At 47.9% G+C, this 24,514-nt stretch carries 26 protein-coding genes; 15 read left to right on the forward strand and 11 right to left on the reverse strand.

Annotated features, from left to right (window positions below; translation table 11 throughout):
* Positions 1 to 10: 10 nt before the first annotated feature.
* Positions 11 to 643 (forward strand): YigZ family protein, encoded by a 633-nt coding sequence (locus BFR57_RS04430; protein ID WP_071462845.1) that lies wholly within the window; start codon positions 11 to 13, stop codon positions 641 to 643.
* On the opposite strand, the gene trkA is transcribed toward BFR57_RS04430, so the two are convergent.
* From trkA to def, 4 genes are read right to left on the reverse strand one after another with little or no spacing between them, the layout of a single operon-like run.
* Positions 614 to 1,990 (reverse strand): Trk system potassium transporter TrkA, encoded by a 1,377-nt coding sequence (trkA, locus tag BFR57_RS04435; protein ID WP_071462846.1) that lies wholly within the window; start codon positions 1,988 to 1,990, stop codon positions 614 to 616. The two genes, BFR57_RS04430 and trkA, sit on opposite strands and share 30 nt — an antisense overlap.
* Positions 1,987 to 3,300, reverse strand: coding sequence for a 16S rRNA (cytosine(967)-C(5))-methyltransferase RsmB (rsmB, locus tag BFR57_RS04440; protein ID WP_071462847.1), 1,314 nt, complete (start codon positions 3,298 to 3,300; stop codon positions 1,987 to 1,989). The genes trkA and rsmB overlap by 4 nt, the downstream gene beginning before the upstream one ends.
* On the reverse strand, positions 3,290 to 4,264 hold the full coding sequence (gene fmt / locus BFR57_RS04445) for a methionyl-tRNA formyltransferase (protein WP_071462848.1): 975 nt from the start codon (positions 4,262 to 4,264) through the stop codon (positions 3,290 to 3,292). Before fmt ends, rsmB begins: the two co-directional genes overlap by 11 nt.
* A gap of 4 nt (positions 4,265 to 4,268) precedes the next feature.
* On the reverse strand, positions 4,269 to 4,790 hold the full coding sequence (def, locus tag BFR57_RS04450; RefSeq protein ID WP_071462849.1) for a peptide deformylase: 522 nt from the start codon (positions 4,788 to 4,790) through the stop codon (positions 4,269 to 4,271).
* Between the two features lie 54 nt (positions 4,791 to 4,844).
* Here def and dprA point away from each other — a divergent pair, with 54 nt between their 5' ends.
* Genes dprA through aroE form a run of 6 tightly spaced genes read left to right on the forward strand, consistent with a single transcriptional unit; the run spans position 4,845 to position 9,250 of the window.
* A complete protein-coding gene (gene dprA, locus BFR57_RS04455) occupies positions 4,845 to 5,888 on the forward strand; it encodes a DNA-processing protein DprA (RefSeq protein ID WP_083405033.1) in 1,044 nt (347 codons plus the stop codon).
* A gap of 2 nt (positions 5,889 to 5,890) precedes the next feature.
* Entirely contained in the window at positions 5,891 to 6,364 is a 474-nt protein-coding gene (locus BFR57_RS04460; RefSeq protein ID WP_006954110.1) for a DUF494 family protein, read from the forward strand.
* A gap of 21 nt (positions 6,365 to 6,385) precedes the next feature.
* The gene (locus tag BFR57_RS04465) at positions 6,386 to 6,904 is read left to right on the forward strand and encodes a topoisomerase DNA-binding C4 zinc finger domain-containing protein (protein WP_071462850.1); all 519 of its coding nucleotides are present in this window, start codon (positions 6,386 to 6,388) and stop codon (positions 6,902 to 6,904) included.
* 34 nt (positions 6,905 to 6,938) lie between these two features.
* A complete protein-coding gene (locus tag BFR57_RS04470) occupies positions 6,939 to 7,493 on the forward strand; it encodes a Sua5/YciO/YrdC/YwlC family protein (protein ID WP_071462851.1) in 555 nt (184 codons plus the stop codon).
* 13 nt (positions 7,494 to 7,506) lie between these two features.
* Positions 7,507 to 8,436, forward strand: coding sequence for an oxygen-dependent coproporphyrinogen oxidase (hemF, locus tag BFR57_RS04475; protein ID WP_071463832.1), 930 nt, complete (start codon positions 7,507 to 7,509; stop codon positions 8,434 to 8,436).
* A complete protein-coding gene (gene aroE / locus BFR57_RS04480; RefSeq protein ID WP_143441045.1) occupies positions 8,429 to 9,250 on the forward strand; it encodes a shikimate dehydrogenase in 822 nt (273 codons plus the stop codon). The genes hemF and aroE overlap by 8 nt, the downstream gene beginning before the upstream one ends.
* On the opposite strand, the gene BFR57_RS04485 is transcribed toward aroE, so the two are convergent.
* Positions 9,233 to 10,855, reverse strand: coding sequence for a VRR-NUC domain-containing protein (locus tag BFR57_RS04485; RefSeq protein WP_071462853.1), 1,623 nt, complete (start codon positions 10,853 to 10,855; stop codon positions 9,233 to 9,235). The genes aroE and BFR57_RS04485 overlap by 18 nt on opposite strands.
* Before the next feature lie 408 nt (positions 10,856 to 11,263).
* On the opposite strand from BFR57_RS04485, the gene polA reads away from it, so the two are divergent.
* Entirely contained in the window at positions 11,264 to 14,038 is a 2,775-nt protein-coding gene (gene polA, locus BFR57_RS04490; RefSeq protein WP_071462854.1) for a DNA polymerase I, read from the forward strand.
* Between the two features lie 124 nt (positions 14,039 to 14,162).
* Here the strand turns inward: polA and BFR57_RS04495 are convergent, their stop codons facing one another.
* Positions 14,163 to 15,086, reverse strand: coding sequence for an EamA family transporter (locus BFR57_RS04495; protein WP_071462855.1), 924 nt, complete (start codon positions 15,084 to 15,086; stop codon positions 14,163 to 14,165).
* A complete protein-coding gene (gene yihA, locus BFR57_RS04500) occupies positions 15,076 to 15,723 on the reverse strand; it encodes a ribosome biogenesis GTP-binding protein YihA/YsxC (RefSeq protein WP_071463833.1) in 648 nt (215 codons plus the stop codon). The genes BFR57_RS04495 and yihA overlap by 11 nt, the downstream gene beginning before the upstream one ends.
* A gap of 194 nt (positions 15,724 to 15,917) precedes the next feature.
* Between yihA and BFR57_RS04505 the strand changes: the two genes are divergently transcribed.
* The 5 genes from BFR57_RS04505 (at position 15,918) to cysE (ending at position 19,479) form a co-directional block, all read left to right on the forward strand.
* Positions 15,918 to 16,544, forward strand: a complete 627-nt coding sequence (locus BFR57_RS04505) for a c-type cytochrome (protein WP_071462856.1) — start codon at positions 15,918 to 15,920, stop codon at positions 16,542 to 16,544.
* Positions 16,545 to 17,037: 493 nt separating this feature from the next.
* Positions 17,038 to 17,685, forward strand: coding sequence for a class I SAM-dependent methyltransferase (locus BFR57_RS04510; RefSeq protein WP_071463834.1), 648 nt, complete (start codon positions 17,038 to 17,040; stop codon positions 17,683 to 17,685).
* Positions 17,686 to 17,740: 55 nt separating this feature from the next.
* On the forward strand, positions 17,741 to 18,196 hold the full coding sequence (gene yihI / locus BFR57_RS04515) for a Der GTPase-activating protein YihI (protein ID WP_071462857.1): 456 nt from the start codon (positions 17,741 to 17,743) through the stop codon (positions 18,194 to 18,196).
* Positions 18,196 to 18,651: a DUF2489 domain-containing protein gene (locus BFR57_RS04520; RefSeq protein ID WP_071462858.1), complete on the forward strand. Its 456-nt coding sequence runs from the start codon at positions 18,196 to 18,198 to the stop codon at positions 18,649 to 18,651. Before yihI ends, BFR57_RS04520 begins: the two co-directional genes overlap by 1 nt.
* A gap of 12 nt (positions 18,652 to 18,663) precedes the next feature.
* Positions 18,664 to 19,479, forward strand: coding sequence for a serine O-acetyltransferase (cysE, locus tag BFR57_RS04525; protein WP_071462859.1), 816 nt, complete (start codon positions 18,664 to 18,666; stop codon positions 19,477 to 19,479).
* Here cysE and BFR57_RS04530 read toward each other — a convergent pair.
* The 3 genes from BFR57_RS04530 to BFR57_RS04540 all read right to left on the reverse strand — a co-directional run bounded on the left by BFR57_RS04530 (position 19,476) and on the right by BFR57_RS04540 (position 22,099).
* Positions 19,476 to 21,047: a PAS domain-containing methyl-accepting chemotaxis protein gene (locus tag BFR57_RS04530; protein ID WP_071462860.1), complete on the reverse strand. Its 1,572-nt coding sequence runs from the start codon at positions 21,045 to 21,047 to the stop codon at positions 19,476 to 19,478. The two genes, cysE and BFR57_RS04530, sit on opposite strands and share 4 nt — an antisense overlap.
* A gap of 122 nt (positions 21,048 to 21,169) precedes the next feature.
* Positions 21,170 to 21,376 (reverse strand): cold-shock protein, encoded by a 207-nt coding sequence (locus BFR57_RS04535; protein WP_006954095.1) that lies wholly within the window; start codon positions 21,374 to 21,376, stop codon positions 21,170 to 21,172.
* Between the two features lie 177 nt (positions 21,377 to 21,553).
* The gene (locus BFR57_RS04540; RefSeq protein WP_071462861.1) at positions 21,554 to 22,099 is read right to left on the reverse strand and encodes a hydrolase; all 546 of its coding nucleotides are present in this window, start codon (positions 22,097 to 22,099) and stop codon (positions 21,554 to 21,556) included.
* 181 nt (positions 22,100 to 22,280) lie between these two features.
* Here BFR57_RS04540 and purE point away from each other — a divergent pair, with 181 nt between their 5' ends.
* Complete coding sequence (gene purE, locus BFR57_RS04545) at positions 22,281 to 22,772, forward strand: 5-(carboxyamino)imidazole ribonucleotide mutase (RefSeq protein WP_006954093.1); 492 nt, start codon at positions 22,281 to 22,283, stop codon at positions 22,770 to 22,772.
* The gene (locus tag BFR57_RS04550) at positions 22,769 to 23,860 is read left to right on the forward strand and encodes an ATP-grasp domain-containing protein (RefSeq protein WP_006954092.1); all 1,092 of its coding nucleotides are present in this window, start codon (positions 22,769 to 22,771) and stop codon (positions 23,858 to 23,860) included. Before purE ends, BFR57_RS04550 begins: the two co-directional genes overlap by 4 nt.
* Here BFR57_RS04550 and BFR57_RS04555 read toward each other — a convergent pair.
* A complete protein-coding gene (locus BFR57_RS04555; RefSeq protein ID WP_071462862.1) occupies positions 23,857 to 24,507 on the reverse strand; it encodes a dienelactone hydrolase family protein in 651 nt (216 codons plus the stop codon). The two genes, BFR57_RS04550 and BFR57_RS04555, sit on opposite strands and share 4 nt — an antisense overlap.
* Positions 24,508 to 24,514 lie beyond the last annotated feature (7 nt).

Below are 24,514 nucleotides of genomic sequence, written 5' to 3' on the forward strand. Positions count from 1 at the left end.
TCAGAAGTACGTGAAAAAAGGTAATTACTTGCGCTTGACGGAAGCTGTTGAGCACGAGATTGAAATTAAAAACAGTCGTTTCATCGCGTCGTTAGCGCCTGTAACGAGCGCAGACGATGTGGCGAACCATATTGCCGACGTTAAGCAACGTTGGACTAAAGCCAATCACTATTGCACCGCGTCCGTCGCAGGTAGCCCCTTCGATGATACCTGTTATGCAAGCAGCGATGATGGCGAGCCCAGTGGTACCGCAGGGCGACCAATGCTTAACGTATTAACCCATCACCCGTTAGGTGAGGTTTCTGCCGTTGTAGTGCGTTACTTTGGGGGGATCAAGCTAGGTACAGGAGGCTTACAGCGTGCTTACAGCCAAGCCGTAGCGGAAGCGCTCCCGTTCATCAAAACGGCGGAGCGTAAATACCGTGAATACTACAGTTTAGTCTATGAATACGGGGATCAGGGCGCTGTTGAGAGCATTTTGAGCAGCTGCGAATATAAAGTCATTGAGCAAACATACACTGAGACAGTGCATCAAATCATAGCTATTGAGCCTGAATACCGCGCTCAACTCGACAAGCAGTTTCAGGCTCAAACACAAGGGCGCGTAAAGCTGTTAGAAGAACATCGCGCTGGGTTGGAATAATCGTTCGACCTGATCGATGTACTTCTTGTCCAGCAAGAACAGCATCACATGGTCATCGGATTGAATGATGGTCTCGCTATGAGCCATAAGTACTTCGCTTCCTCGCACAACCGCGCCGATAGTCGTTCCTGGGGGAAGCTTAATATCTTTAATGGCTTTACCGACCACTTTTGACGTTGATTCATCTCCATGCGCAATCGCCTCAATCGCCTCAGCCGCACCTTTGCGTAACGAGTAAACGTTGACGATATCGCCGCGGCGCACGTGCGTTAACAAGGCCGAAATCGTTGCCCGCTGTGGTGATATAGCAATATCAATCTCACCCCCTTGAACTAAATCGACATAGGCACTGCGTTGGATAAGTACCATAGTTTTGCGGGCGCCCATACGCTTTGCCAGCATCGCCGACATGATATTAGCTTCATCATCGTTGGTTACGGCAATAAAGACATCCGTATCTTCAACGTGTTCTTCTTCTAAAAGCTTTTGATCGGAAGCATCACCTTTGAACACTAATGTGTGTTCAAGTTGCTGCGATAGGGCCTCAGCACGTGTTTCAGACCGCTCGATCAGCTTAACGCGATGATCTGCCTCAAGCTGTTTGGCAAGGCCGGCACCAATATTACCACCGCCCACAATCATAATTCGGCGGTATCGATTTTCGAGTTTTTGCAACTCTTCCATGACGCGGTTTACATGGCGTGTATCGGCAATGAAAAACACTTCGTCATCGGCTTCAATGACGGTAGTACCGGTAGGACGAATCGGCTTACCTTGGCGATAAATAGCCGCCACCCGCGTATCGATATTGGGCATGTGCTCTTTAAGTGTTGAGATAGCATGACCGACCAGCTTGCCTCCGTAATACGCTTTTACGGCCACCAAACTGGCTTTGCCTGAGGCAAACTCCATGACCTGCAGTGCACCCGGGTAGTCAATCAACTTACGAATATAGTTAGTGACGAGTTGCTCAGGTGAAATGATGTAATCTACTGGTGCGTCGTTTTTGTGAAACAATTGATCACGGTAACGAATGTACTCTTCAGAGCGAATACGAGCGATTTTAGTCGGCGTATTAAAGATTGAGTAGGCGACCTGGCACGCAATCATGTTGGTTTCATCACTGCTTGTTACGGCGATTAATAAATCGGCATCTTCGGCGCCAGCGCGACGCAGCGTGTCTGGGTGTGAGCCATGACCTACCACGATACGTAAATCGTATTTATCTTGAAACGACTCTAACAGTTCGGCATTAGTATCGACGAGTGTAATGTCGTTACGTTCGCCGACAAGGTTCTCAGCAAGCGTTCCGCCAACCTGACCTACACCCAATATAATTATTTTCATGGCAGTTTTTCTATCTTCGCGTAAAAGAATCCGTCACCATCATGTTCGCCAGGTAATAGCTGTAACATGGGACGGTTCGCCTCAATAGCTATAAGGTTAGCATCGGAATGCTGACCGAGGAAGTGCGATATTTGCTCACTATTTTCCTCGGGCAAGATCGAGCACGTGGCATATATGAGCTGGCCTCCAGGCTTTAATGTAGGCCAAAGACGCTCGAGCATGCTTTGCTGTAACTCAACAAGCTGATCGATATCTGATGAACGACGCAACCATTTGATATCTGGATGACGACGAATGACACCCGTAGCGGAGCAGGGGGCATCTAATAAAATACGGTCAAAAGGCTGCTTATCCCACCAACTATCAAGATCTAAAACGTCGGCACAAACCACTTCGCAAGAGAGCTCCGCGCGATATAAGTTTTCACTAACGCGTTCAAGGCGCTGTTCATCAACGTCAATAGCGATCAAGGGCGTTTGAAACTCGGTACGTTCAAGCAGGTGAACCGTCTTTCCGCCGGGTGCTGCACAGCAATCAAGCACTCTGTGCTCCGGTTGGGCGTCTACCATATCCGCTGCTAGTTGTGCTGAACGGTCCTGAACTGACACCCAGCCGGCTTCAAAATGCGGGAGTTTAGTCACCGGCACCGGTTTGACAAGTCGAATCGCATCGCTTGCCTGACTGTCGGCAACGGCTTCAATACCGTTTTCAGCTAACAGTGCAGTGTAGTCAGTCACGGTCGTGTGACGTCGGTTTGCGCGAAGCCAGAGTGGCGGCTGAGTATCATTTGCTGTGAAAACGGCTTCCGCTTTCACACCGTAGGCGGCCTTAATTCTCTCTCTGAGCCAACGCGGATGGTTAACACCCTCGGCGCTTGGCAGGTCGCGTTCGCCATCATCGTTACGCGCGGGCGCTTCACGTAAGACTTGGCGTAAAACCCCATTTACCAAACCGCTCAATGCTTTGCGTTTTAATAATTTGCTTGCCTCAACGGTAGCGCTCACCGCTGCGTGGTCTTTAGTACGCAACTTAAACAGTTGGTAAGTACCCACTAACAGTAGCGACTGGATAATTTGATTTTTGCCTTTCAACGGTTTATCCAACTTGCCGCTGACTTTTTCAGTCAACACCGGTAAGTAGCGCATGACACCATAGCTAATGGCTTGCGCGAGACGCTTATCTTCCGCGGATAACTGCTCACTATACGTGGTTAATGCTTGAGTCAGCGACTGGCCTTGTTCCAGCACTGCGTGGATAGCTTGAGCGGCGGCAGCGCGACTGTGTGCGCCCGTCGATGTGTTAGTCGACATCGGTTAAATTTACCCCAATTGCAAAGGTGGTGGCATACCCATTCAGTAAGTCACTCACGGGTAACGGCTTTTTGCCCGGTAACTGCAATGAGTGAAGGGTTAAAGCGCCTTGGGAGCAGGCAACAGTAACACCCGCAGGTGAACAGTCGATAATGGTGCCTGGCGCTGAGCGGTGATCAGTTTTGCTAACGCTGGCTTGATGAACCTTAACAGTGCGTTGGCCAGGTTTACCGCCGGGAAGCTCAAACCAAGCAAAAGGCCAGGGATTAAATGCACGTACATTTCTCTCGAGCTGGGTCGCGTCCGACCAATCAATTTTGCCTTCGTCCTTACTCAGTTTTTTTGCGTAAGTCGCGGCATCGTGGTTTTGAACTTCTGCGCGTTCACGGTAGCTTTCAATATCGTTCAATGTGGTTACGAGTGCACGGGGACCGAGTTGAGCAAGTTTTTTATAAAGCGAAGCGGATGTCTCTTGTGCATCAATGGCACAACGCTCAACGTGTAGGACTGGACCCGTGTCGAGTCCTTTTTCCATTTGCATAACGGCAACACCGGAAGCCTCATCGCCCGCCCAAATTGCGCGTTGGATAGGCGCCGCTCCACGCCAGCGTGGTAGTAGCGAACCATGCACGTTAATACATCCATACTTGGGCGTGGTCAAAATAGGCTCAGGCAATAATAAGCCATAGGCGACGACGACCATCACGTCAGGGCGATACTCCGCGAGTTGCTGCTGAGCCGACGTTGTGTTTAGTTTTTCGGGCTGCTCCACTGCGATCGTGTGTTCAAGAGCTAGCTGCTTGACAGCACTAGGCTGCAGCTTTTTCCCTCGTCCGGCTCTGCGGTCCGGTTGGGTATACACCGCAACGACTTCATGATCAGTATTAAGTAGCGCCGCTAAATGGTCGGCTGCAAATTCAGGAGTACCCGCAAAAACAATACGTAATGGTCTGTGTGTGCTCAATCGATTAGGCTCCAGTGCTTAATTTTTCTTGCAAACGTTGTTCTTTCTCAAGTTTCTTACGAATACGCTCGCGTTTAAGCGGTGACAAATAATCAACGAATAGTTTGCCATCTAGGTGATCAATTTCGTGTTGCACACAGATGGCTAATAGGCCTTCCGCATCCATTGAAAATCGCTCGCCATTTTTGTCCAACGCTTGCACGGTAATATGTTCGGCACGCTCAACTTTAGCAAAAACGTTCGGAAACGATAGGCAACCCTCTTCATTGGTGAAATGACCCTCAGCGCGTGTAATCTCAGGGTTAATAAATACTAAGGGCTCGTTCTGACTTTCACTACAGTCAGCGACGAATAAACGTTGATGAACATCTACTTGAGTAGCCGCCAAACCGACGCCTTGAGATTCATACATCGTCTCAAACATATCGTCAATTGTAGCGCGTAGCGCATCGTCAACCTGTTCGATAGGTTGCGCAACAGTGCGTAAGCGCTCATCGGGGTACTTAAGTACCGTTAACTTAGTCATTCCAAAATCTCCTTCGCTTTAACTACTTTTATTTTACCTTAAATTGGGGGAGGAATGACAGCCGTGCAGTATCATGAACTTGCTTTATTAATGAGCCTCAACAAAGCGCCAATCGCTGTACAGCGGGAATGTAGAGAGTTCGCTGAGCTAGAAGCGATTGAAGATCGATGTCTGCAATCTATTAAGTCGGTCCAGAGAGCTTACATACTTCAGGCAATGCATTGGTTGGAAAACGATAACTGTGGTGTCGTGGGCTGGTTTAATGACGAATATCCCGCACTGTTAAGAACCATAGAGCGCCCGCCTATGGTGTTATTTTATAAAGGGCGTACTGAACTACTATCCCAAGCGAGTGTCGCCATGGTCGGTAGTCGAAAGGCGAGTCACTATGGTATTCAGGTTACCGACCAGCTGGCTCAGGAATGCGCGCAATCAGGGTTAGCTGTTGTGAGTGGCTTAGCGATGGGCATCGATGCAGCTGCACACCGCGCGGCTCTCGACTATGGTGCGACCATTGCGGTATTAGGCACCGGTATCGATCAGATCTATCCGCGTAGAAATCGTGAGCTCTATGAGCTGATGAGTCATCAGGGGTTAATCATCAGCGAATTTTCACCAGGTACCCCGGCACGCATGGATCATTTTCCGCGTCGCAACCGTATTATAAGTGGAATGTCGAAAGGCGTTGTTGTTATCGAAGCTGCACGACGCAGTGGATCCATTTCTACCGCCTTGTCGGCGTTACGAGAGGGGCGCGAAGTGGGCGCAGTGCCTAACAGCATTTTTGCTAAGTCACAGGAAGGGTGTCACTGGTTGCTGAAAGAAGGCGCACACGTGATCACGTGTGCAAACGATATCTTGTCTTGGTTTGACATCAGTGCGAATGAACCGAGTCAGCAAACACAATGTACAATTCCTAAACACTTGGCAAACAATCCATTGTTCGCTAATGTGAGTAATGACCCAGTAAGTTTAGATGAGCTGGTTGAACGAACGGGGTTATCGGTTGCTGAGGTAAGCGAACAATTATTATTACTTGAGCTTGAAGGACTGATTACAGCAATTCCGGGTGGTTACATAAAAGTGGGGAGGCGCTAACCATGTTTGATATCCTCATGTACTTGTTTGAGAACTATATACATTCCGACTCAGAAGTTGTGGTTGACCACGATGAGTTGACGGACGAACTCGCCCGGGCCGGATTCCATCGGCAAGAAATTCAAAAAGCGTTAGCTTGGCTTGAACGCTTGGCGGATTTACAGGAAACAGAGGCTAAGACCTATCTCAACGTCACACCTGTTGCTTCAATGCGGGTCTATACGGAAATTGAGTGCAGTCGGTTAGATACTCAGTGTCGTGGGTTCTTAACCTATCTCGAAAATCTTGGCGTATTGGACTTTAGCACTCGAGAAATGGTCGTTGATAGAGTGATGGAGCTCGAAACCAGTCGATTTAGTCTCGACGATCTCAAGTGGGTCGTGCTTATGGTATTATTTAACCTACCAGGGCGTGAAGCGGCTTACGATAAGATGGAAGGTTTGCTATTTGAGGAGCCGGAGGGGCCGCTGCACTAATCTACTTAAGGATATAGAGTCATGCAGGCGTGTCCGAAATGCGGTCGTGAGCTGGTTTTAAAGCACAAAGGTCAGCAGAGTTTTTTGGGGTGCAGTGGCTATCCCGGTTGTGAGTATACCCAGGGGCTTCGCGAGCAATCAGAGATTGAGCCGGAGAGCTTGGGTGTGCCTTGTCCCCAGTGCGGCAATGACTTGCAGTTAAAAAGCGGACGGTTTGGGCTTTTTGTTGGTTGCAGCAATTATCCAGACTGTGACTTTATTGCAGAAGATCCAACTCAACGAGAACAGGATTCGGTTCCGTGTCCGGAGTGTGAAAAGGCTGGTCGAACAGGTCGAGTTGTTGCAAAGACAGGTCGTTCGGGTAAACAGTTTTTCTCTTGTGATCAATTTCCCACCTGCGATTTTTCGTTGCCTTTACCTCCCGTTAATGAAGCCTGTCCCGAGTGTGACTTCCCCTTGTTAATGCGAAAGCGTAGTCAGGGTTCCGAGCGCCTTGTTTGTCCGCAAAAGCACTGCGACTACCGCTCCAAGCCGCTATAATAAGTCCAGTTTTTAGTTTTAGAGAGGAACTCCAGTGTCAGCACTTGATATTGAATCAGCGCGTTCGGCGCTATTAAACGGTGTAATCGCATACCCAACCGAAGCAGTATTCGGTTTAGGTTGCGATCCACGTAACGAGGAAGCGATCCGCAAGATTCTAACCTTGAAAGAACGCCCTGAGGACAAAGGGCTTATTCTAATCGCCGCTGACTATAGCCAATTGACACCTTATGTTAAAGATTCCGCAATAGGTCAGGATAAGCGCTTTAGCGTGCTATCACATTGGCCTGGCCCGGTGACATTGATTCTTCCCGCACGCGATACGGTTTCACCACTGCTGACCGGTGGACGAGATACCATTGCAGTGCGTGTTACAGCCTATGAGCCCGTGCGAGAGCTTTGTCGCAAGCTAGGTACTGCATTAGTATCTACTAGCGCCAACCCAAGCGGTGAAGAGCCGGCTAGAACAGCTCAAGAAGTGAGTGATTACTTCGGTGATGAAGTCGATTGGGTTTGGGATGAAAAAACAGGTGGCGCAGAGCAACCCTCTAAAATCATCGATCCATTTAATAACACCGTATTGAGGTAAGGTTTTTGTCATGATGGAACAGACTATGTTGCAGCCGGTATTGAATTACCTGCTCAGCTTGCAAGATAGTATTTGCCAACAATTGGAAGCCGTTGATGGTAGTGGACACTTCCAACAGGATGAGTGGCAACGGGAGCAAGGTGGTGGCGGTCGTTCTCGAGTGATGAAAGAGGGCGAAACGTTTGAACAGGCCGGCGTGGGCTTCTCGCATGTATACGGTGAACAGCTGCCTAAGAGTGCAACGGCGCACCGGCCCGAACTTGAAGGTCGTGACTTCAATGCCTGCGGCGTGTCTTTGGTCATTCATCCACGTAACCCCCATGTACCGACCGTTCATCTTAACGTCCGGTTCTTTATTGCCGAAAAGGAAGGTGAAGACCCCGTTTGGTGGTTTGGTGGAGGCTTTGACTTAACACCTTATTACCCCTACACCAACGATTGCATTGAGTGGCATAAAAAAGCCAAAGCATCGCTCGATAAAGTAGACCCTGCACTCTATGACAAATACAAAGTTTGGTGTGATGATTACTTTTATTTGAAACACCGAAATGAAGCGCGTGGCATCGGTGGTATTTTCTTTGACGACTTGAATGACCGATCGTTTGACGAGGCGTTTGATGTAATCAAAGCGGTTGGCGATGCCTTTTGTGAAGCTTACGTGCCTATCGTAGAACGTCGCAAAAAAACTGAATACTCAGAGCATCAACGTCAATTTCAATTGTATCGCCGCGGTCGTTATGTTGAATTTAATCTAGTCTGGGATCGAGGCACCTTGTTTGGCTTGCAAACCGGCGGGCGAACCGAGTCAATTCTGATGTCGATGCCGCCGTTAGTGCGGTGGGAATATGACTGGCAACCACAGCCTGAATCAGTAGAGGCTGCTCTGACGGAATACTATTTGTTACCGCGGGACTGGGCCGCCATGGACTATGTTAATGAGTAATCAGTTAGCCGTTTTCGGTAATCCAATTAAGCACAGTCTGTCACCGAGAATACACAGCTTATTTGCTGAGCAAACCGGGCGCAGTGTTGATTACCAGCGTCTATTAGTGAGTCCTCAAGGTTTTCCGAAAGCGGTAGCTCGGCAATTTTCGCAAGGTTTAGCTGGCGCCAATGTAACAGTACCATTTAAACAGGTAGCGTATCAGCTTGTGACTCGACACCTAGGCTCAGCTGCTCATAGTGGCGCCGTTAATACATTAATTAGCGCGCCTCATGGTGGCCTGATCGGTGCCAATACCGATGGCGACGGGCTAGTCGCCGCGCTCAAGTCGAAAGGTGTCAGTTTGGCGGGGCGGCGTATTCTCTTGCTCGGGGCCGGCGGCGCGAGTCGCGGTGTCATGCCAGCGCTTAATGCCGAGAAGCCAGATGTGATTTGGGTGTGGAACCGCACAGTGGAACGTGCCGAGCAACTTGCTTCGCTATTTCATTCGGCGCAGGTGTTACGGCATTGGTCTGATGCGCGTAAACCTGATCTCATTATTAATGCGACCAGTGCCAGTTTGTTTGGCGAGTCGTTAGCACTTCCTGAGCATCTGCTTGATACCGATACCGTTGGCTATGACATGGTTTACAGTCGTGATGCGACAGCTTTTCAAAGTCGGTTTAAAGCATCCGGTGGGGGTGTTTGTTTTGATGGTTTAAGAATGCTCGTGGAACAAGCGGCAGTCAGCTTTAGCCTTTGGTTTTCCTGCGACAAACCTAAAACCGAAGCCATCTATCATCAGTTGCGTAATGAGTTAACCAAGCTTGACTAATGCGAGGTTGGCATTCACACCGACCTCGTTAAGTGCTCTCAGCCAACGGATTTGGTTGGGGCGTAATGTGTCGCCTGGACCTTTAACTTCGACCAGCATGACCTGTTTATCGCGATACAACCATAAGTCGGGAAAGCCGGCGCGATTGTTGTGTACGTCGCGAGCAATACGCTCAAAAATAGCCGCCCACTGCTGACCTTTGAGTCGTAGCCACCAATCTAGGAGTACACCCTTATCAACTCCGGGCCAGTAAATAAACGGATTCGCGAGGCCTGTTTTTTCATCGATAACCTGAGTAATACGTTGCGTTACGGTGTCGGGGCAGTGCTTGATTTCATCAAGGCGTTTTTTTATTAACGCTTCGCGACGATGATAAAACTCATGGCTATTGAGATCTCTTGGCCCTCGCTGAAACGGGTGAACAAAGGCCCCCTCGACATCTTCGAATACGATATCCCAAAAAATAATGCCAAACAGTGTTTGTGGAATTGTGTTTTCGTAGTGTGCTCCCCGCCAACCTTGCTGCTCAAAGTGAGCTAAGCTCTCTGCTTCTATTGAGGCTCCTCTCGATGCAAAGCTTAAATGGTGAGTTTCAGGCTCGGTTTGCTGTGCCGTAGGTTCAGCAAACCAACGTGACAATAATTGCTCAGCAATGGCGTGCTCCGGGTCGTTCCACGGCTCCTCTGCCATTTCATTCAGGGTGGAGTAAGCCTGCTTATTATCACCTTGCTTTCTGTAAATTCTTGCCATTCGTTCGCGCGCAGGGGGGCGGAATGACTGCTGATAAATCATTAGAGCATCGTCGAGTGCATCGGCTCGTTCACAGTCTCGCGCGAGCTTATTGCAGAGCCGGCTATAGGCACCTCGAAATTTCTTCCATCCTTGATGGTTTGCTGCGCGTTTATACCAGTCGCGGATAATATGTATACGCTCAGGTAAGCCTTCTGTGTCCGAGTAACGTTGGCGAAACGTACTCATCGCATGGTAGTTAGCAACATCCTCAGGACTACTGAATAAGCTTTTAGGTCGAATTGTGTAGGTTTCATAACGAACATGACCGAGTGCTGTCTTTATAAACTCGGTGAGATCTTGATGTGCATTTCCAAAAAACAACAATGACAAGCGGTCAAAGTTTGCTTGTTGTGTTAACGCATACCATTGCAGTTGAGCGGCGACTGGCCATGGTGTTGGAAGCGCCAATAGTGCCTCGAGAATGTCGGCTTTTTTTGCCGAAGTAGAGAGCATGCAGCCGTTTTCTCGCGCCACATGTAGTAGTTCGGCGCGCTTTAATAGTTCAACTCCTTCAGGGCTATTGATCGCATGGTGTACGGTCAGCCAGCCCTCACCCTCAAGCGTGTTGACCGCTTGAGCGAGGTTGATTTCCGAGTAATTCAAGCCATCGACTCGAAATTGCTGACCGCGACGACTGGATAATCGAATCCATAGCTTTTGTGCGTCGGTGTTAAGTGACTCATAACGTGCGAGTGTCAGTCGAGTCTCATCATCTAACAGCGTGTCGTGATGATGCCGCACCCAACGCAAGATAGTGTTGAAGTTTTGCCAATAGTAATCGGGCTGATCAACATCAGCGGGTTCCCAACGCATTGAATTCTCGATAAAAAAATAACCTATTATAAAGGTACGCTTAATATGGAAGAAAAGAGTATAAAAAAACCGACAGTCTGACTAGACCTTGTCTCATTTTGTGGTAGTCTACTTAGTCTGCTCGATTCGGTGCGCTCTGGTATCAAAACGTCGGGTAGCAAAAATAAGTTTCCACAACGAAACAAATAATAAGAAGTAGGGCACTTAGGGTAGCCCGCCGTTTAAAAATCCCTTTTAAAATCAAGCTGTTAAAATTTATCCCATACACGATAACTCTTTTTGTTTGTTCGTGGGGTTTACTATTGTCAACAGAATTATCCACAGCGTATCCACATTTATCGACTAGCCTTGTTTCAGCGCCTATGGCATCCTTAGCACATTAGTTTTTTGACCAGCGAGACCGCATTCATGGCGCAGACAGTACCTGAAAATCCTTTCATTTTAGTCGATGGCTCCTCGTACTTATTTCGAGCTTTTCATGCTCCGCCACACTTAACCAACTCGGCCGGAGAACCTACGGGTGCGGTTTATGGGGTCGTTAATATGTTGCGCAGTTTGCTTAAACGCTATAAACCTTCGCACATGGCAGTGGTATTCGATGCCAAAGGTAAGACGTTTCGTAGCGATATTTACGATGAATATAAAGCTCATCGACCACCCATGCCCGACGACTTGCGCACGCAAATTGAACCCTTACATGCCATTGTTAAGGCAATGGGATTGCCATTACTGTGTGTTGATGGCGTCGAAGCGGATGACGTAATTGGTACGCTGGCAAAGCAAGCCGGCGATAAGGGCCGGTTTACCTTGATCAGCACCGGTGACAAGGACATGGCGCAACTAGTTAATGATCATGTCATGTTGATTAATACCATGACAGACACACTGCTAGACGAGTCTGGGGTGGTTGAAAAGTTTGGTGTTAAGCCTAGTCAAATTATTGATTACTTAGCATTGATGGGTGATAGCTCGGATAATATTCCTGGTTTACCCAAGGTCGGTGAGAAAACAGCGCAGGCGATGCTTCAAGGTATTCCGAGTATCGATAAGATTTACGAAGATATAAATGCGGTGACAGAATTAGGGTTCCGCGGCGCTAAATCAATGCCGAAGAAACTAGAAGAATTCAAAGACCAATTGCTAATGTCACGCGAGTTGGCGACTATCAAGTGTGATGTTGAGCTCGAATGTGCACCCGATGCGTTAACGATTGAACCGGCTGACACGGATCAGCTACAAACGCTGTATGGCAAAATGGAATTCCGTCGTTGGCTGAATGAGCTGTTAGAAACCGGCGCGGCAACGGATCAAGCCTTAGGCGAAGCGAGTCCTGCCGAAGAGCAAAGCGAACAGTTCAGTGTTAACCGCGACGCGTACAAGACGTTATTTAATGAAGAAGAAGTCTCTGATTATATTGAGCAATTAAAATCAGCTGAGGTCATTGCGTTTGATACCGAGACAACGAGCCTTAACTACATGGAAGCGCAACTCGTCGGCGTTTCGTTTTCAATAGCGGAATGCGAAGCGGTTTACATACCGGTGGCGCATGATTACGTCGGGGTCGAAAAGCAAGTCGATCGTGACTGGTTGTTAAAAGTCTTAAAACCACTACTCGAAGATTCCAGTATCGCTAAAGTAGGTCAGAATCTTAAGTACGATGCGCACATTCTACGTCGTTACGGTATTAAACTTCGTGGTATCAAGAATGACACCATGTTGGCGTCGTACGTTTTTAATAGTGTTGGTTCGCGTCACGACATGGACACGCTCAGTCTGCAATACTTGAACCATAAGCCGATTAAGTTCGAAGAGATTGCGGGGAAAGGAGCAAAACAGCTTACCTTTAACCAAATTGAGCTGGCGCAGGCAGCACCTTATGCTGCGGAAGATGCCGATATTACGTTGCGGTTGCATCATATTTTATGGGACAAAGTCCACCAGACAGGTGAGCAGCTCGCCTCTGTGTTAACCGATATTGAGGTGCCTCTGGTCAGTATTCTAACCGACATGGAAGAATACGGCGTAAAAGTTGATGCTGAAATGCTCGGTAAACAGAGTGAAGAGATTGCTAACAAGCTTCTTGAACTTGAGCAAAAGGCCTTTGAAATTGCCGGTGAAGAGTTCAACCTCGGTTCTCCGAAACAACTGCAGCAAATTTTGTTTGAAAAGCTTGAGCTTCCGGTCATCAAGAAAACACCGAAAGGCGCACCGTCGACCGCCGAGGAAGTCCTGCAGGAGCTGGCGCATGATTATCCACTGCCGGATGTGATTTTGCAGCATCGTAGCTTGGCTAAATTGAAATCGACCTACACCGATAAATTACCGCGTATGATTAACCCAGATACTGGGCGTGTGCATACTTCGTATCAGCAAGCTGTCGCCGCGACGGGTCGGTTGTCATCGACTGAACCCAACTTACAGAATATCCCTATTCGTACGCCCGAAGGCCGCCGTGTTCGCCAAGCGTTTGTGGCTGAGGAAGGCTTTACGGTCGTAGCTATCGACTATAGTCAGATAGAGCTCAGAATTATGGCGCATTTATCGCAAGATGCCTCGTTGCTAAGAGCCTTTGCCCAAGGGCAGGACATCCACCGTGCTACGGCCAGTGAAGTGTTTGGTTGTAGCTTAGAGGAAGTCACTGATGAACAGCGCCGCCGAGCTAAAGCGGTTAACTTTGGTTTGATATACGGTATGTCTGCGTTTGGGTTATCGCGCCAACTTGATATTCCTCGACATGAAGCGCAAGCCTACATGGACAAGTATTTTGAGCGTTTCCCTGGTGTTTTAGAATATATGGAAAATACTCGCGAAACAGCGAAGAAGCAGGGTTATGTATCGACGCTTTTTGGCCGTCGCTTACCGCTTCCAGAAATCAAAGCATCCAATGGTGCTCGTCGCAAAGCGGCTGAACGTGCTGCGATTAACGCACCGATGCAAGGTACCGCGGCCGATATCATTAAGCGAGCAATGATAAAAGTCGGCGACTGGATCGATGAAAAGGGCTGTCAGCCAGATGTTCGGATGCTGATGCAGGTGCACGATGAATTAGTTTTTGAAATTCGTACAGAACATGCCGAGAGTTATGCCAAAGCCCTTGCTGATGTGATGGGTGAGGCGGCTGACTTGGATGTGCCATTGCTTGCTGAGTACGGCTTTGGCGCAAACTGGGACGAAGCGCATTAACTTTTTTGAGAAATTTTGAACTTTCTTAAATAGGGAGACTCTGAATAAGTGAAGGCGAGAGGTAAGCCTTCAAAAATTTGTTCTCCCTGGATTGTTTTTAGCCCGGCCTTTTGGTCGGGCTTTTTTATTTGTTGCTTTGAGGAATGCCTGCAAGTCCGCTTCGACCTCGGCGGTTAGCAAACCAAACACCGATTAAAATAGCGAGCATTCCCAAACCGTGCTGCAGAAAGAAGGGTTCGCCATCAAGTACACCCAACATCATGGCGACGATGGGAATCAAGTAAGTGACGGAGCTGGTGAACACGGTGTTGGTCAGCTGTACGACATAATTGAAAATGACCAATGCACCGGCAGTGCCTACAATTCCTAGCACCAGTACAGCGGTAAGGGAAAGTGGCGCGTTAGGTCGTTGTGCATGGGCTAAAAAGTCGGTGCCTAGAAATAAGAAAATCGCTGCTGGAATACTGGCCATCAGCAGTGATACGCCAGTAATGGTGAGCGGTTTTAAGTCGGCAATTTTATGTTTGATTAAATTTAGGTTGATGCCGTAGCACACGGTTGCAAGCATGACCAATAAGGCATAGCTATTAAAAGTGAACGAACCATTCGCTGTTGCGGTAATGAGTAATACCGTCCCGACTAAGCCAATGACGATACCTACCCACTGCGCCCAGCGAGCAGACTGACTAAATAGTAATACCCCGGTCACTAACGTTGATATTGGCGTTAATGCGTTTAATACACCCGTGACACCGCTTTGTAGCTGAGTCTGTGCGATGGCAAACATGAAGGCGGGTATGAAACTACCTACTAAACCCACACATGCCAGTTTAAGCCAATGTTTACGGGAAATTTGACGCAGTTTAGGCAAGATTAAAGGTGTTAATACGATCCCTGCAGATGCAATCCGCAGCGCACCGACTTCGAGCGCTGTAAAGGCGATCAACCCTTTCTTAATTAATAAAAACGAACTACCCCATATCAGTGCGAGTAGGCCTAGCAACAGCCACGCTTTTAATGGTGGAGTCTCCGTGCTGTTATGTGTCATCGCTTTCTACAAAGTCATCGGTGGCCGGTTTTTCGCCCAAAAACCATTGATCGAGCTTTTGCTCGAGTTGGTCGATACCAAACTTCTTGAGCGAGGAGAACACTTCAACTTGTACGTCACCATTGAAGGCAATCGCTGCTTGGCGTGCTTTCAATAACGTTGACTTGCGAGCGCCTTGTTTGAGTTTATCTGCCTTGGTTAATAGCGCCAATACTGGGATGCCGCAATCCACCGCCCAATAGATCAGCTCTTGGTCGGTCTCACGAAACGGATGGCGAATATCCATGAGTACGACGAGGCCTTTGAGTGAGTCGCGCTTTTCCAAATACTCAGACAACGACCGTTGCCATTGCTCTTTTACTTCCATTGGGACTTTGGCAAAACCGTAACCTGGTAAATCGATTAGGCGTTGGCCGGTTGCGGTTTCAAAAACGTTAATCAATTGCGTCCGACCCGGCGTCTTACTAGTCCGCGCTAAGTTGCGCTGGCGCGTAAGTGTATTTAACGCACTGGACTTACCTGCGTTTGAGCGGCCGGCGAACGCGATCTCGATGCCACTATCCTCCGGTAACTTGCGTATATTGGGGGCACTAGTAATAAAGGTAGCTGTTTGATAATTGATGCGCTTTTCTGACACGACAGGCTCACTTGCTTGTAAAATGTTCACTATTGCGCGGTATTATGAAGCATCTGTACACTTTCTCCAACGCTGAATTGCATAAACAATGTGCATTAGACGTTTAATCGTGCGTTGTTTTGTGTAAAATAAGCTACCGTTAGATGCGATCGGTTCAGGCACGAGGGTGCCTCACAGAGACAAGAGAAGCAGACATGAAAAAATTCGCGATCATTCTAGGATTGTTTATTAGTTCGACCAGCGTTGCGATGGCGCAACAGGGTGATGTCGAAGCAGGGAAACAAAAGTCTCAGGTATGTGCAGCATGTCACGGACCTAACGGCGTTTCTCCTACAGACATGTATCCGAACTTAGCGGGTCAACACCCCAAGTACATCTATAAGCAGTTGATGGACTTCAAAACCGCCTCTGAAACTGGCGGTGAGCAAGGTCGTAACAATGCTATCATGATGGGCCAAGTTGCTAACTTGTCCGAACAAGACATGAAAGACTTAGCGGCTTATTTTGCAGCACAAGATCCTGCAAAAGGCGATACCCCAGAAGACCTGATCGCTAAAGGCTCAGATCTATTCCGTCGCGGTAACCCAGAGACAAATATTCCGTCATGTGCAGGTTGTCACGGACCGCGCGGTAACGGTATGGGTCTTGCTGCTTTTCCTGATATTTCAGGCCAGCATCCGGCGTACGTTATTTCTCAATTAGAAAATTTTCGTAGCGGTAAGCGCGCCAATGATCCAAACGGCATGATGCGCGGTGTTGCTGAAAAAATGACCGATGAAGAGATGAAATTACTCGCTGAGTACCTGCACGGTCTTTATTAAGAAAAAAGTTTATTCATGAAGGGTGGCTCGAATGCCACCCTTTTTTTATCATATGTTATAGATTTATGCGTTTTTTACGTCTTATAAACAAAAATGTTATAAAAAAATGGATTTTTAGAGCGATAAAATCATTGAACTCATCCGCATTAATACGTAGTCTTTAAAGCGTCCGAGGGAGATGACCTCTCCTGAGGCAATAAAACAATAACAAGACTGCTCAAAGCAGCGAATAAAATCGATACATAAAAATAACAATAAATCGATTCTGGATTTCGGTTCACAAAACCAATAATAATAGAATAGAGATCCAGGGAGTAAAAGTAGTATTGGTTGCTCCTTTCTATAATAACAACAACTAGAAAATTAGGTTACGGAAGACCGAGATAAAAACTCGGAAGCAGTGACAACCATTCTCATAGTTGCAGTGCGCTGCCGAATATGAGAAACAGAGGCGATGGAAACATCGCCTTTTTTCTTTTCTATTGAGCCCTTTATGTTGTTATGTCCTCTGTGTGATTCACCAAGTCGGTTTTATGCGCGTGATAGAAGACGTGCCTTCCATCAATGTTCTCATTGTCAGTTAGTTTTTGCTGATCCAGCGACGCACGTTGACCGTGACGAGGAGAAGCGCCTTTACGAGACACACGAAAACGATCCGCATGACCCACACTATCGTGACTTCTTAAGCCGCCTTTGGCAGCCACTGCAGCAAGTTTGCCAAAATTTGAGTTACCGAACAGCCCTCGATTTCGGTTCGGGACCTGGCCCCACGCTGCATCTAATGATGCAAGAGTCGGGTATCGATGCTCACCATTATGACCCTATTTACTCACCCGATGAGACGGTACTGAGCGAATCCTACGATGTAGTGACCTGTACTGAAGTCATAGAACACTTTTATTATCCGCAACGAGAATTTATAAAGTTACGTCGGCTCGTTAAGCCAGGCGGTACGTTAGCGACGATGACAAAGCCTTATGTATCGGCTGACTTATTTCCGAATTGGCATTATAAAAACGACCTGACCCATGTTTCATTTTTTACTGACCAGACCTATCGTTATATCGCGCAACGGTTTGGTTTCAGCGTCGACAGAGTGAGCGATCAGGTAACCTTCTTTCGTTGTGTTAAATCCTGCTGATTACAATGCTTGTATGCGTTACAATAGGACTAACTCTATGAAATAAGGAGTCCACATGACTCGTAAGAAAAAAACACGTAAGACGGGGCCTCTTGCGCCGTCGAAAGCGCCAAAAGATAAACGCCAAGTAGAAAACCTAACCCGTGGAAAGAAAAAAGGTAAAGGCCAGCCTGCCGGTAAACGCCATAGTGAGCCTAAACGTGATCAGCAGACGGGACAAAACAATGACACCCAAACGGATCCACGTAAGGGCAGTAAGCGTAAGATCGACCTAGGCCCTGTTGTTTCAACAGCAGCCGTCGCGGCACTGACTCCGCAACAAGAGCTCGAGCAGTTGCAAAATGATGAAAAATTGCAGGATTTAGTTGAGCGCTTTGAGCAGGGTGAGGTGTTGTCTAATGATGATCAGCGTTATCTCGACGAGCAATCTGAACGTTACGAAAAGCTGGCAAGCCAGTTAGGTCTCGATCTTGACGATGATGACGATGAATGGGATGACGAGGAGTATTGATGTCTACATTAGCGATAGTTTTATACATTCTGGGAGTCGTCGTTATCGTAGGTTTAGCCGTTTATGCTATGACACTACTTAAACGCCTACGCTATCAAAATCAGTTACGTCAACAAGCGGTGCAAAAGCGTGTTGACCGTATCGACGAAAGCATTATTACCATTGCCAAAGGCATGCAGCAAGATCAGTGTCCATTATCTGAAGGATGTTTGCGCATTGTGGTGCTGCTGGATCATCGTCCTGAATCGACGGAGTATGACTACTCGAAAGATTATCCTGCAATGCACGACATGTACGAACGCATTAAACACATGCCGACGCACGAAAACCGTAAAAAGTTTCCAAAGCAGAAGATCAAAGAACTCGATAAAGAGCGTGAAGGTTACGAGGCTGAATTAAAAGACGTTATTTTAGCTGACGTCGACAAGTTATTGCGTGAGTTTCCCACTCGGTAAAAGGAAGCGCCGATGTTATTTAAAGGCATTCGAGAAGATATAAAAAGCGTCTATAGCCGTGACCCTGCGGCCCGCAACGCCTTTGAAATACTCTTTAACTATCCAGGCTTACACGCGATTTGGCTCCATCGCTTTAGTCATCGTCTTTGGAAACTTAAGCTGTATTGGTTAGCGCGTTTCGTTTCAAATATTGGCCGCTGGTTAACTGGTGTTGAGATACATCCGGGCGCTAAGATTGGACGCCGATTTTTTATCGATCATGGCATGGGGGTCGTGATCGGCGAAACGGCCGAGATCGGTGATGATGTGACCCTATATCACGGCGTTACCCTGGGTGGAACGTCATGGAATAAAGGTAAGCGTCATCCCACGCTCAAGGATGGGGTAGTCATTGGTGCAGGTGCAAAGGTACTCGGTCCATTGACTGTCGGTACTGAAGCACGAATTGGATCTAACGCAGTTGTGGTTCGTGATGTGCCTGATGGTGCCACGATGGTTGGAATTCCCGCGCGAGTAGCTAAGTCAGGCCAAGACAAAGAAACATCGGAGCGCCGTGCCAGAATGGCCAAAGCCTATGGTTTTGACGCGTATGCGATTTCAGCCGATAATCCTGATCCTGTTGCAACAGCCATTGGTCGAATGCTTGATCATGTTCATGTATTGGATCAAAAAGTCTCGGATTTATGTCAAGCCGTGAATCGGTTGGGCGGGGATGTCTGTAGTGAGTTACCCGAAGTCGAGATGGACGACGTTGCCTTTCTTGAAGAAAAGCAACGTGCTGCACAACAGCGAGAAGCGCAGCACGAAAGTAAGCACGAAGCAGATTAACTTTTCAGGTTGAAGCGCTCAATAAGTTCGTATAACTCATACGATGTGCGCTTCAAATCATCGCTCGATTTCTGCGTATTGTCAGAGGTTTGTTCGGTCTGACGGGCAATTTCCGCAATCTCAGATAGCTGTTGATTAATATGCTCGGCTACGCCCGATTGTTGCTCAACAGCCGACGCCATTTGCGTAGACATGTCAGCAATCTGTTCAATCGCATCGGAGATTTGTGACAACGCACTATCGGCTCGCTTAACTTTATCTACTCCTTCGGCAGCCGACTTTTCACCTTGTTGCGACACTGTAACCGCTTCTTTGGCACGTCCTCGCAACTGATTAATTACATTATGGATACTGTCAGTTGACTCTGAGGTCCTGCGTGCGAGATTCCTCACCTCGTCAGCAACGACCGAGAACCCTCGCCCATGCTCCCCGGCTCGAGCTGCTTCAATTGCGGCATTAAGCGCGAGCAGGTTAGTTTGCTCTGCAATGGAGGATATCAAATCAGCCGCTTCACCGATTTCTGCCGTTGAAGAGTCAAGCGCCTCGACCGTTTGAGCGATTTGTTTAACGGCTTCGTGCAGCTCAACAATGACTTCGCTTGCCTGACGTGCGAGTTTGACACTTTCATCGGTGTTTTGCTTCGCGCTATCAGCTTGCTCCGCATTTTGCTCAACGGTTGCCGCGACTTCTTGTATGGTAGTAGACATCTGATTCATCGCCGCCGCTGTTTGGTCGGTAGCTTGTGTTTGACGTTGTACCTGCTCATTCGAAGTTTTAGCCTGTTGACTCGTGTCATCGGCGACGCGCAATAAGCCACCCACGGCATCCTTGATACGAGCCAACGCAGTGCGGTTACGCGCCCCCTCGCTCAACAACATCAAGGACAATTGGGCTTCTCTTCCCTGAGCATTGAAGTAGGTGCTACCGATCAACTCGCTGTCAAAAGCTTCGGGTCGTATTTGTAGCATGCGTTGTAGCATAGAAGAAATATAACGGCCGTACCAAACGCAACTAATAGCCGTACCTGCTAGCACCGCTAAACTAGCCTCTATCGACCCCAAAAACGCAGCGGCTGCTGTAGCAGAAAGACCGGGTATTAATACCGGTGTTAAGTCACGAGCGGCATAAAAAGCACGTTTAGAGAAGGAGATTGGACTGCGGCCTTGGTTCATTCGTTGATAAATAGCAAAGGCACGAGCTTTACGTTCATCCGACGTCTTTACGCGAACGGATTCAAAACCTGCCGGCTTACCATCATGCATAATTGGGGTGACATATGCGCTAACCCAGTAATGGTCGCCATTTTTACAACGGTTTTTAACTAAGCCCATCCAGGGATGACCACGTTTAATGGTACGCCACATATCTTCAAATACGGCTGCTGGCATATCTGGATGACGCAGAATATTATGTGGTGAGCCGATAAGCTCTTTACGATCATATCCACTGACTTCAACGAAATCGTCATTACAGTGAGTAATAATGCCTTTGCGATCCGTTGATGAGATCAGGCGATAATTATCGGGGATGTTGCGTTCTTTTTGGGTGATGGTTCCGTTATCTTTCATACTATCCTTCTCTTCTTGATTTATATCAAGGATATATGAATATCGTCAGTGTCCCCAAATTTTTGAATAGAAATAAAAAACGCCGCTAAAAAGCGGCGTTTAGAATTCTTTTTAAACGTAGATTACATAGGAACTACGTTTTCTGCTTGAGGACCTTTAGGACCTTGAGCAACGGTGAAAGAAACTTGTTGGCCTTCAGCTAAAGTTTTGAAACCGTCAGCTTGGATTGCACTGAAGTGAACGAAAACGTCTGCGCCGTTTTCTTGTTCGATGAAACCAAAGCCTTTAGCTTCGTTGAAAAACTTAACTTTACCAGTAGTAGTAGACATGCTGATCTTCCTCGTAATGCATGTGAATTAAAAATGCTCAGAAATTGGTATTACTTGGACTTACAAAACGAGGTACAGCAAAGAAGGACTTCGTACACAAATCTCAAAACAATAGCCGAATTTCATCAGCGATCATCAGTATATACCCTTGTTTAGGTCTGTCAATTAAACTCGGACTTATTTTAACCAGTTTTTGCTAATGTGGCGAAACGTGTCAGTGCCTGACTTTTCAAGCCACTCAAAAGCGACCATTTCCGACGTTACAATTTGCACACCGGCCTCTCGCATACGTGCAACGGCGGTGTCTTTGTCATTAGGGCGGCGAGAGCCAACCGTATCTGTTGGCAAAAACACTTGATACCCCTGCTCAACAAGGTCTAGCGCCGTTTGCATCACGCACACATGGGTTTCCATACCCATAATGACGATTTGCTTTTTGTCGTATTCTTTAACAACTTCTTGGAACGTTGACTCACGCCAAGCACTAAAATGGGTTTTTTCAACAACACGAGCAGCTTCAATAATTTCTTGTAGTGCCGAAACGGTATAACCCAACCCTTTAGGATACTGCTCCGTTATCAGTACCGGTACATCGAGCTGCAATGCTATTTCACCGAGCCAACGCATGCGTGAGGTAACAATGTCGCGTTGATGAATGGCTGGCGTAATACGCTCTTGTGCATCGACAACCAAAATGATGGATTCATCGCGTTTTAACAACATAGGATTGACCTTAAATTAAGCGTTTATAACCATACTACCGAAAAGGCGTATTATGTACATAGTGCTTTGGTCGCAACGGGGTTTGCTAACGGTCAAAAAAACCGCAGAATATTTGCAGTTTTGTCCCCTGATCGCTACAATTTCGGCCTTTTCAGCCCCCTCTCTTTCAAAAAGGTGATACATGGCTACCGTACTGATCTTAATGGGTTCGCAATCTGACTGGCCAACCATGCAGAAAGCAGCCTATATGCTCAAAGACTTGGGCGTAAGCTGGGAAGCAAAAGTGGTTTCAGCACACCGTACGCCCGATTTGCTCAAATCGTCTATGGAGCAAGCAGAAAAGGATGACGTAAAGGTAGTCATCGCAGGTGCGGGTGGTGCCGCTCACCTACCCGGCATGCTTGCCGCACACACGTCGATTCCTGTGCTGGGTGTACCGGTATCGAGCAAACAGCTTAAAGGACTTGATAGTTTGCTTTCTATTGTGCAAATGCCCAAAGGCGTAGCGGTAGGTACTTTGGCGATCGGTGACGCAGGTGCGGCTAATGCCGGCTTACTCGCAGCACAAATTGTCGGCTCATTCGACGCGACCGTGCGTCAGCGTGTGACCGAGTTTCGCAACCAACAGCGCGATAAAGTAATGGCGAACGCGGATTTGGAGTTACCAGAATGAAAGTACTGATTTTAGGTAACGGACAGTTGGGGCAGATGCTGGGTAAAGCGGCTATCCAGCAAGGTCATGAATGTATTTTGTACAGCGACCGCGACCATCAAGTGAAGGCACTGGGTAGCCAGCAAGCACTGGCTTTAACCTTGGAAGAAGCAAAAGAGTGGGCTGACGTTGTCACTTGGGAACATGAACACCTTGCCGATGATCTGATTGATGCGACGGCAGATAAGTGGTTATTAAAAGCCAGTCTATTCCGTCAACTAACCGACCGTCGCACGCAAAAAGCCCTTTGTGACACGCTAGAGATTCCAACGTCTGAATGGCAACCTTTTAATGACGCTGCTGAGCTCGAGAGCATTTTGGCTGACTGTGACCGCGCGGTTGTCATTAAATCAGCGAAGGGCGGCTATGATGGTAAAGGTCAGTGGCGCTGGAAGCCCGGTCAGGCAAAAGATGACATTATCGCCGAGGCGGGACAACGTCCGGGTATCGTCGAGGATATGATCGACTTTAGCGATGAAGTCTCAGTTGTCGCAGCACGCGATCATCATGGTGAACAGCGCGGATATCCATTGACGTTGAATGTCCATCGCAAAGGCATTCTGGCTTATAGCATTGCCGGTGCACAGAGTTTTTCCGAAGCACTGGAGCGTCAGGCGCAGGCGTATCACCAAAAACTGACCGATGAACTCGATTATATTGGTGTGTTAGCTATCGAGTTTTTTGTGGTGGGCGAGGGTGACGACCAACAATTATTGGTCAACGAAATTGCGCCGCGTGTTCATAACTCGGGTCACTGGACGATGAGTGGTTCGAATTGTGACCAGTTTAATCTGCACATGCGCGCAATTACGGGGTTACCCACACCAGATTTACTCGTTGCTCCCACATTAATGCTAAATGCCATTGGCATTGACGGTTTTCCGGAAGTGTTATGGGAAGCCGGTGCCGCTGATTGTCATTGGTACGGCAAAGACGCGCGCCCCGGTCGTAAAGTGGGCCACGTCAACCTAATGGTCGACAGTGCTGAGCGTGCTCATAAGCTCGCCGACCAATGGTGCGACGAGCTACAAGTGTTAAAAGACGCTTAAAGGCGCTCGAGTAACCACTTCTGCATATCCTCAACCTGCTCCATGCATAGTGAATGCGGCATGGGGTAGGTTTGATAAGTCACTTCGTAACCCATCTCTTTTAACTGCGCCACAGCCCGTTGACCGAGCGTTTCAGGAACAACGGGGTCTTGCGTACCGTGTTGTACTAAAATCGGCAGTGAACGATTTGCCTCGGCAGGTTTTATGTCACCTTGCGTTGCGAAATAAGTCGAGTGTGCCATCAAACCACCCAAGGGTTTGGGGTAGGTTAACGCGGCCTCATAGCTGACTGCACCGCCTTGTGAAAAGCCAGCAATAATAATGCGTTTGCTATCAATGCCTTGCTCTATTTGCTCATCGATCATTTGATGAATCGCGGCAGCAGAAGCGCGTAATTGGGTCGCATCAATCTCACGATCAATGGTCATCGCTGTGATGTCATACCAAGCGGGCATCACCATACCTTGATTAATGGTGACCGGAATACGTGGCGCGTGAGGGAATAAGAAACGTACGTGGGCCGGGGCTAAATTTAAGTGTTCAACCATGGGGACGAAGTCGTTTCCCGAGGCGCCCAGTCCGTGCAACCAGATAATGACCGCATCGGCGGGTTCGCTTGGATCGTGTTTGATTACTTCTAACTGCATAAAATCT

The sequence above is a fragment of the Idiomarina sp. MD25a genome, from assembly GCF_001870515.1.
GTDB lineage: Bacteria > Pseudomonadota > Gammaproteobacteria > Enterobacterales > Alteromonadaceae > Idiomarina.

Excerpts from the sequence above, each read along its gene's own strand:
- BFR57_RS04465 (WP_071462850.1), top strand. The coding sequence starts at position 6,386 with ATGCAGGCGTGTCCGAAATGCGGTCGTGAGCTGGTTTTAAAGCACAAA.
- rsmB (WP_071462847.1), bottom strand. The coding sequence starts at position 3,300 with ATGTCGACTAACACATCGACGGGCGCACACAGTCGCGCTGCCGCCGCT.
- BFR57_RS04495 (WP_071462855.1), bottom strand. The coding sequence starts at position 15,086 with ATGACACATAACAGCACGGAGACTCCACCATTAAAAGCGTGGCTGTTG.
- def (WP_071462849.1), bottom strand. The coding sequence starts at position 4,790 with ATGACTAAGTTAACGGTACTTAAGTACCCCGATGAGCGCTTACGCACT.
- BFR57_RS04540 (WP_071462861.1), bottom strand. The coding sequence starts at position 22,099 with ATGTTGTTAAAACGCGATGAATCCATCATTTTGGTTGTCGATGCACAA.
- polA (WP_071462854.1), top strand. The coding sequence starts at position 11,264 with ATGGCGCAGACAGTACCTGAAAATCCTTTCATTTTAGTCGATGGCTCC.
- BFR57_RS04505 (WP_071462856.1), top strand. The coding sequence starts at position 15,918 with ATGAAAAAATTCGCGATCATTCTAGGATTGTTTATTAGTTCGACCAGC.
- trkA (WP_071462846.1), bottom strand. The coding sequence starts at position 1,990 with ATGAAAATAATTATATTGGGTGTAGGTCAGGTTGGCGGAACGCTTGCT.
- BFR57_RS04530 (WP_071462860.1), bottom strand. The coding sequence starts at position 21,047 with ATGAAAGATAACGGAACCATCACCCAAAAAGAACGCAACATCCCCGAT.
- BFR57_RS04550 (WP_006954092.1), top strand. The coding sequence starts at position 22,769 with ATGAAAGTACTGATTTTAGGTAACGGACAGTTGGGGCAGATGCTGGGT.
- hemF (WP_071463832.1), top strand. The coding sequence starts at position 7,507 with ATGGAACAGACTATGTTGCAGCCGGTATTGAATTACCTGCTCAGCTTG.
- BFR57_RS04520 (WP_071462858.1), top strand. The coding sequence starts at position 18,196 with ATGTCTACATTAGCGATAGTTTTATACATTCTGGGAGTCGTCGTTATC.
- dprA (WP_083405033.1), top strand. The coding sequence starts at position 4,845 with ATGACAGCCGTGCAGTATCATGAACTTGCTTTATTAATGAGCCTCAAC.
- BFR57_RS04460 (WP_006954110.1), top strand. The coding sequence starts at position 5,891 with ATGTTTGATATCCTCATGTACTTGTTTGAGAACTATATACATTCCGAC.
- cysE (WP_071462859.1), top strand. The coding sequence starts at position 18,664 with ATGTTATTTAAAGGCATTCGAGAAGATATAAAAAGCGTCTATAGCCGT.
- BFR57_RS04535 (WP_006954095.1), bottom strand. The coding sequence starts at position 21,376 with ATGTCTACTACTACTGGTAAAGTTAAGTTTTTCAACGAAGCTAAAGGC.
- BFR57_RS04555 (WP_071462862.1), bottom strand. The coding sequence starts at position 24,507 with ATGCAGTTAGAAGTAATCAAACACGATCCAAGCGAACCCGCCGATGCG.
- aroE (WP_143441045.1), top strand. The coding sequence starts at position 8,429 with ATGAGTAATCAGTTAGCCGTTTTCGGTAATCCAATTAAGCACAGTCTG.
- yihI (WP_071462857.1), top strand. The coding sequence starts at position 17,741 with ATGACTCGTAAGAAAAAAACACGTAAGACGGGGCCTCTTGCGCCGTCG.
- BFR57_RS04485 (WP_071462853.1), bottom strand. The coding sequence starts at position 10,855 with ATGCGTTGGGAACCCGCTGATGTTGATCAGCCCGATTACTATTGGCAA.
- BFR57_RS04510 (WP_071463834.1), top strand. The coding sequence starts at position 17,038 with ATGTTGTTATGTCCTCTGTGTGATTCACCAAGTCGGTTTTATGCGCGT.
- purE (WP_006954093.1), top strand. The coding sequence starts at position 22,281 with ATGGCTACCGTACTGATCTTAATGGGTTCGCAATCTGACTGGCCAACC.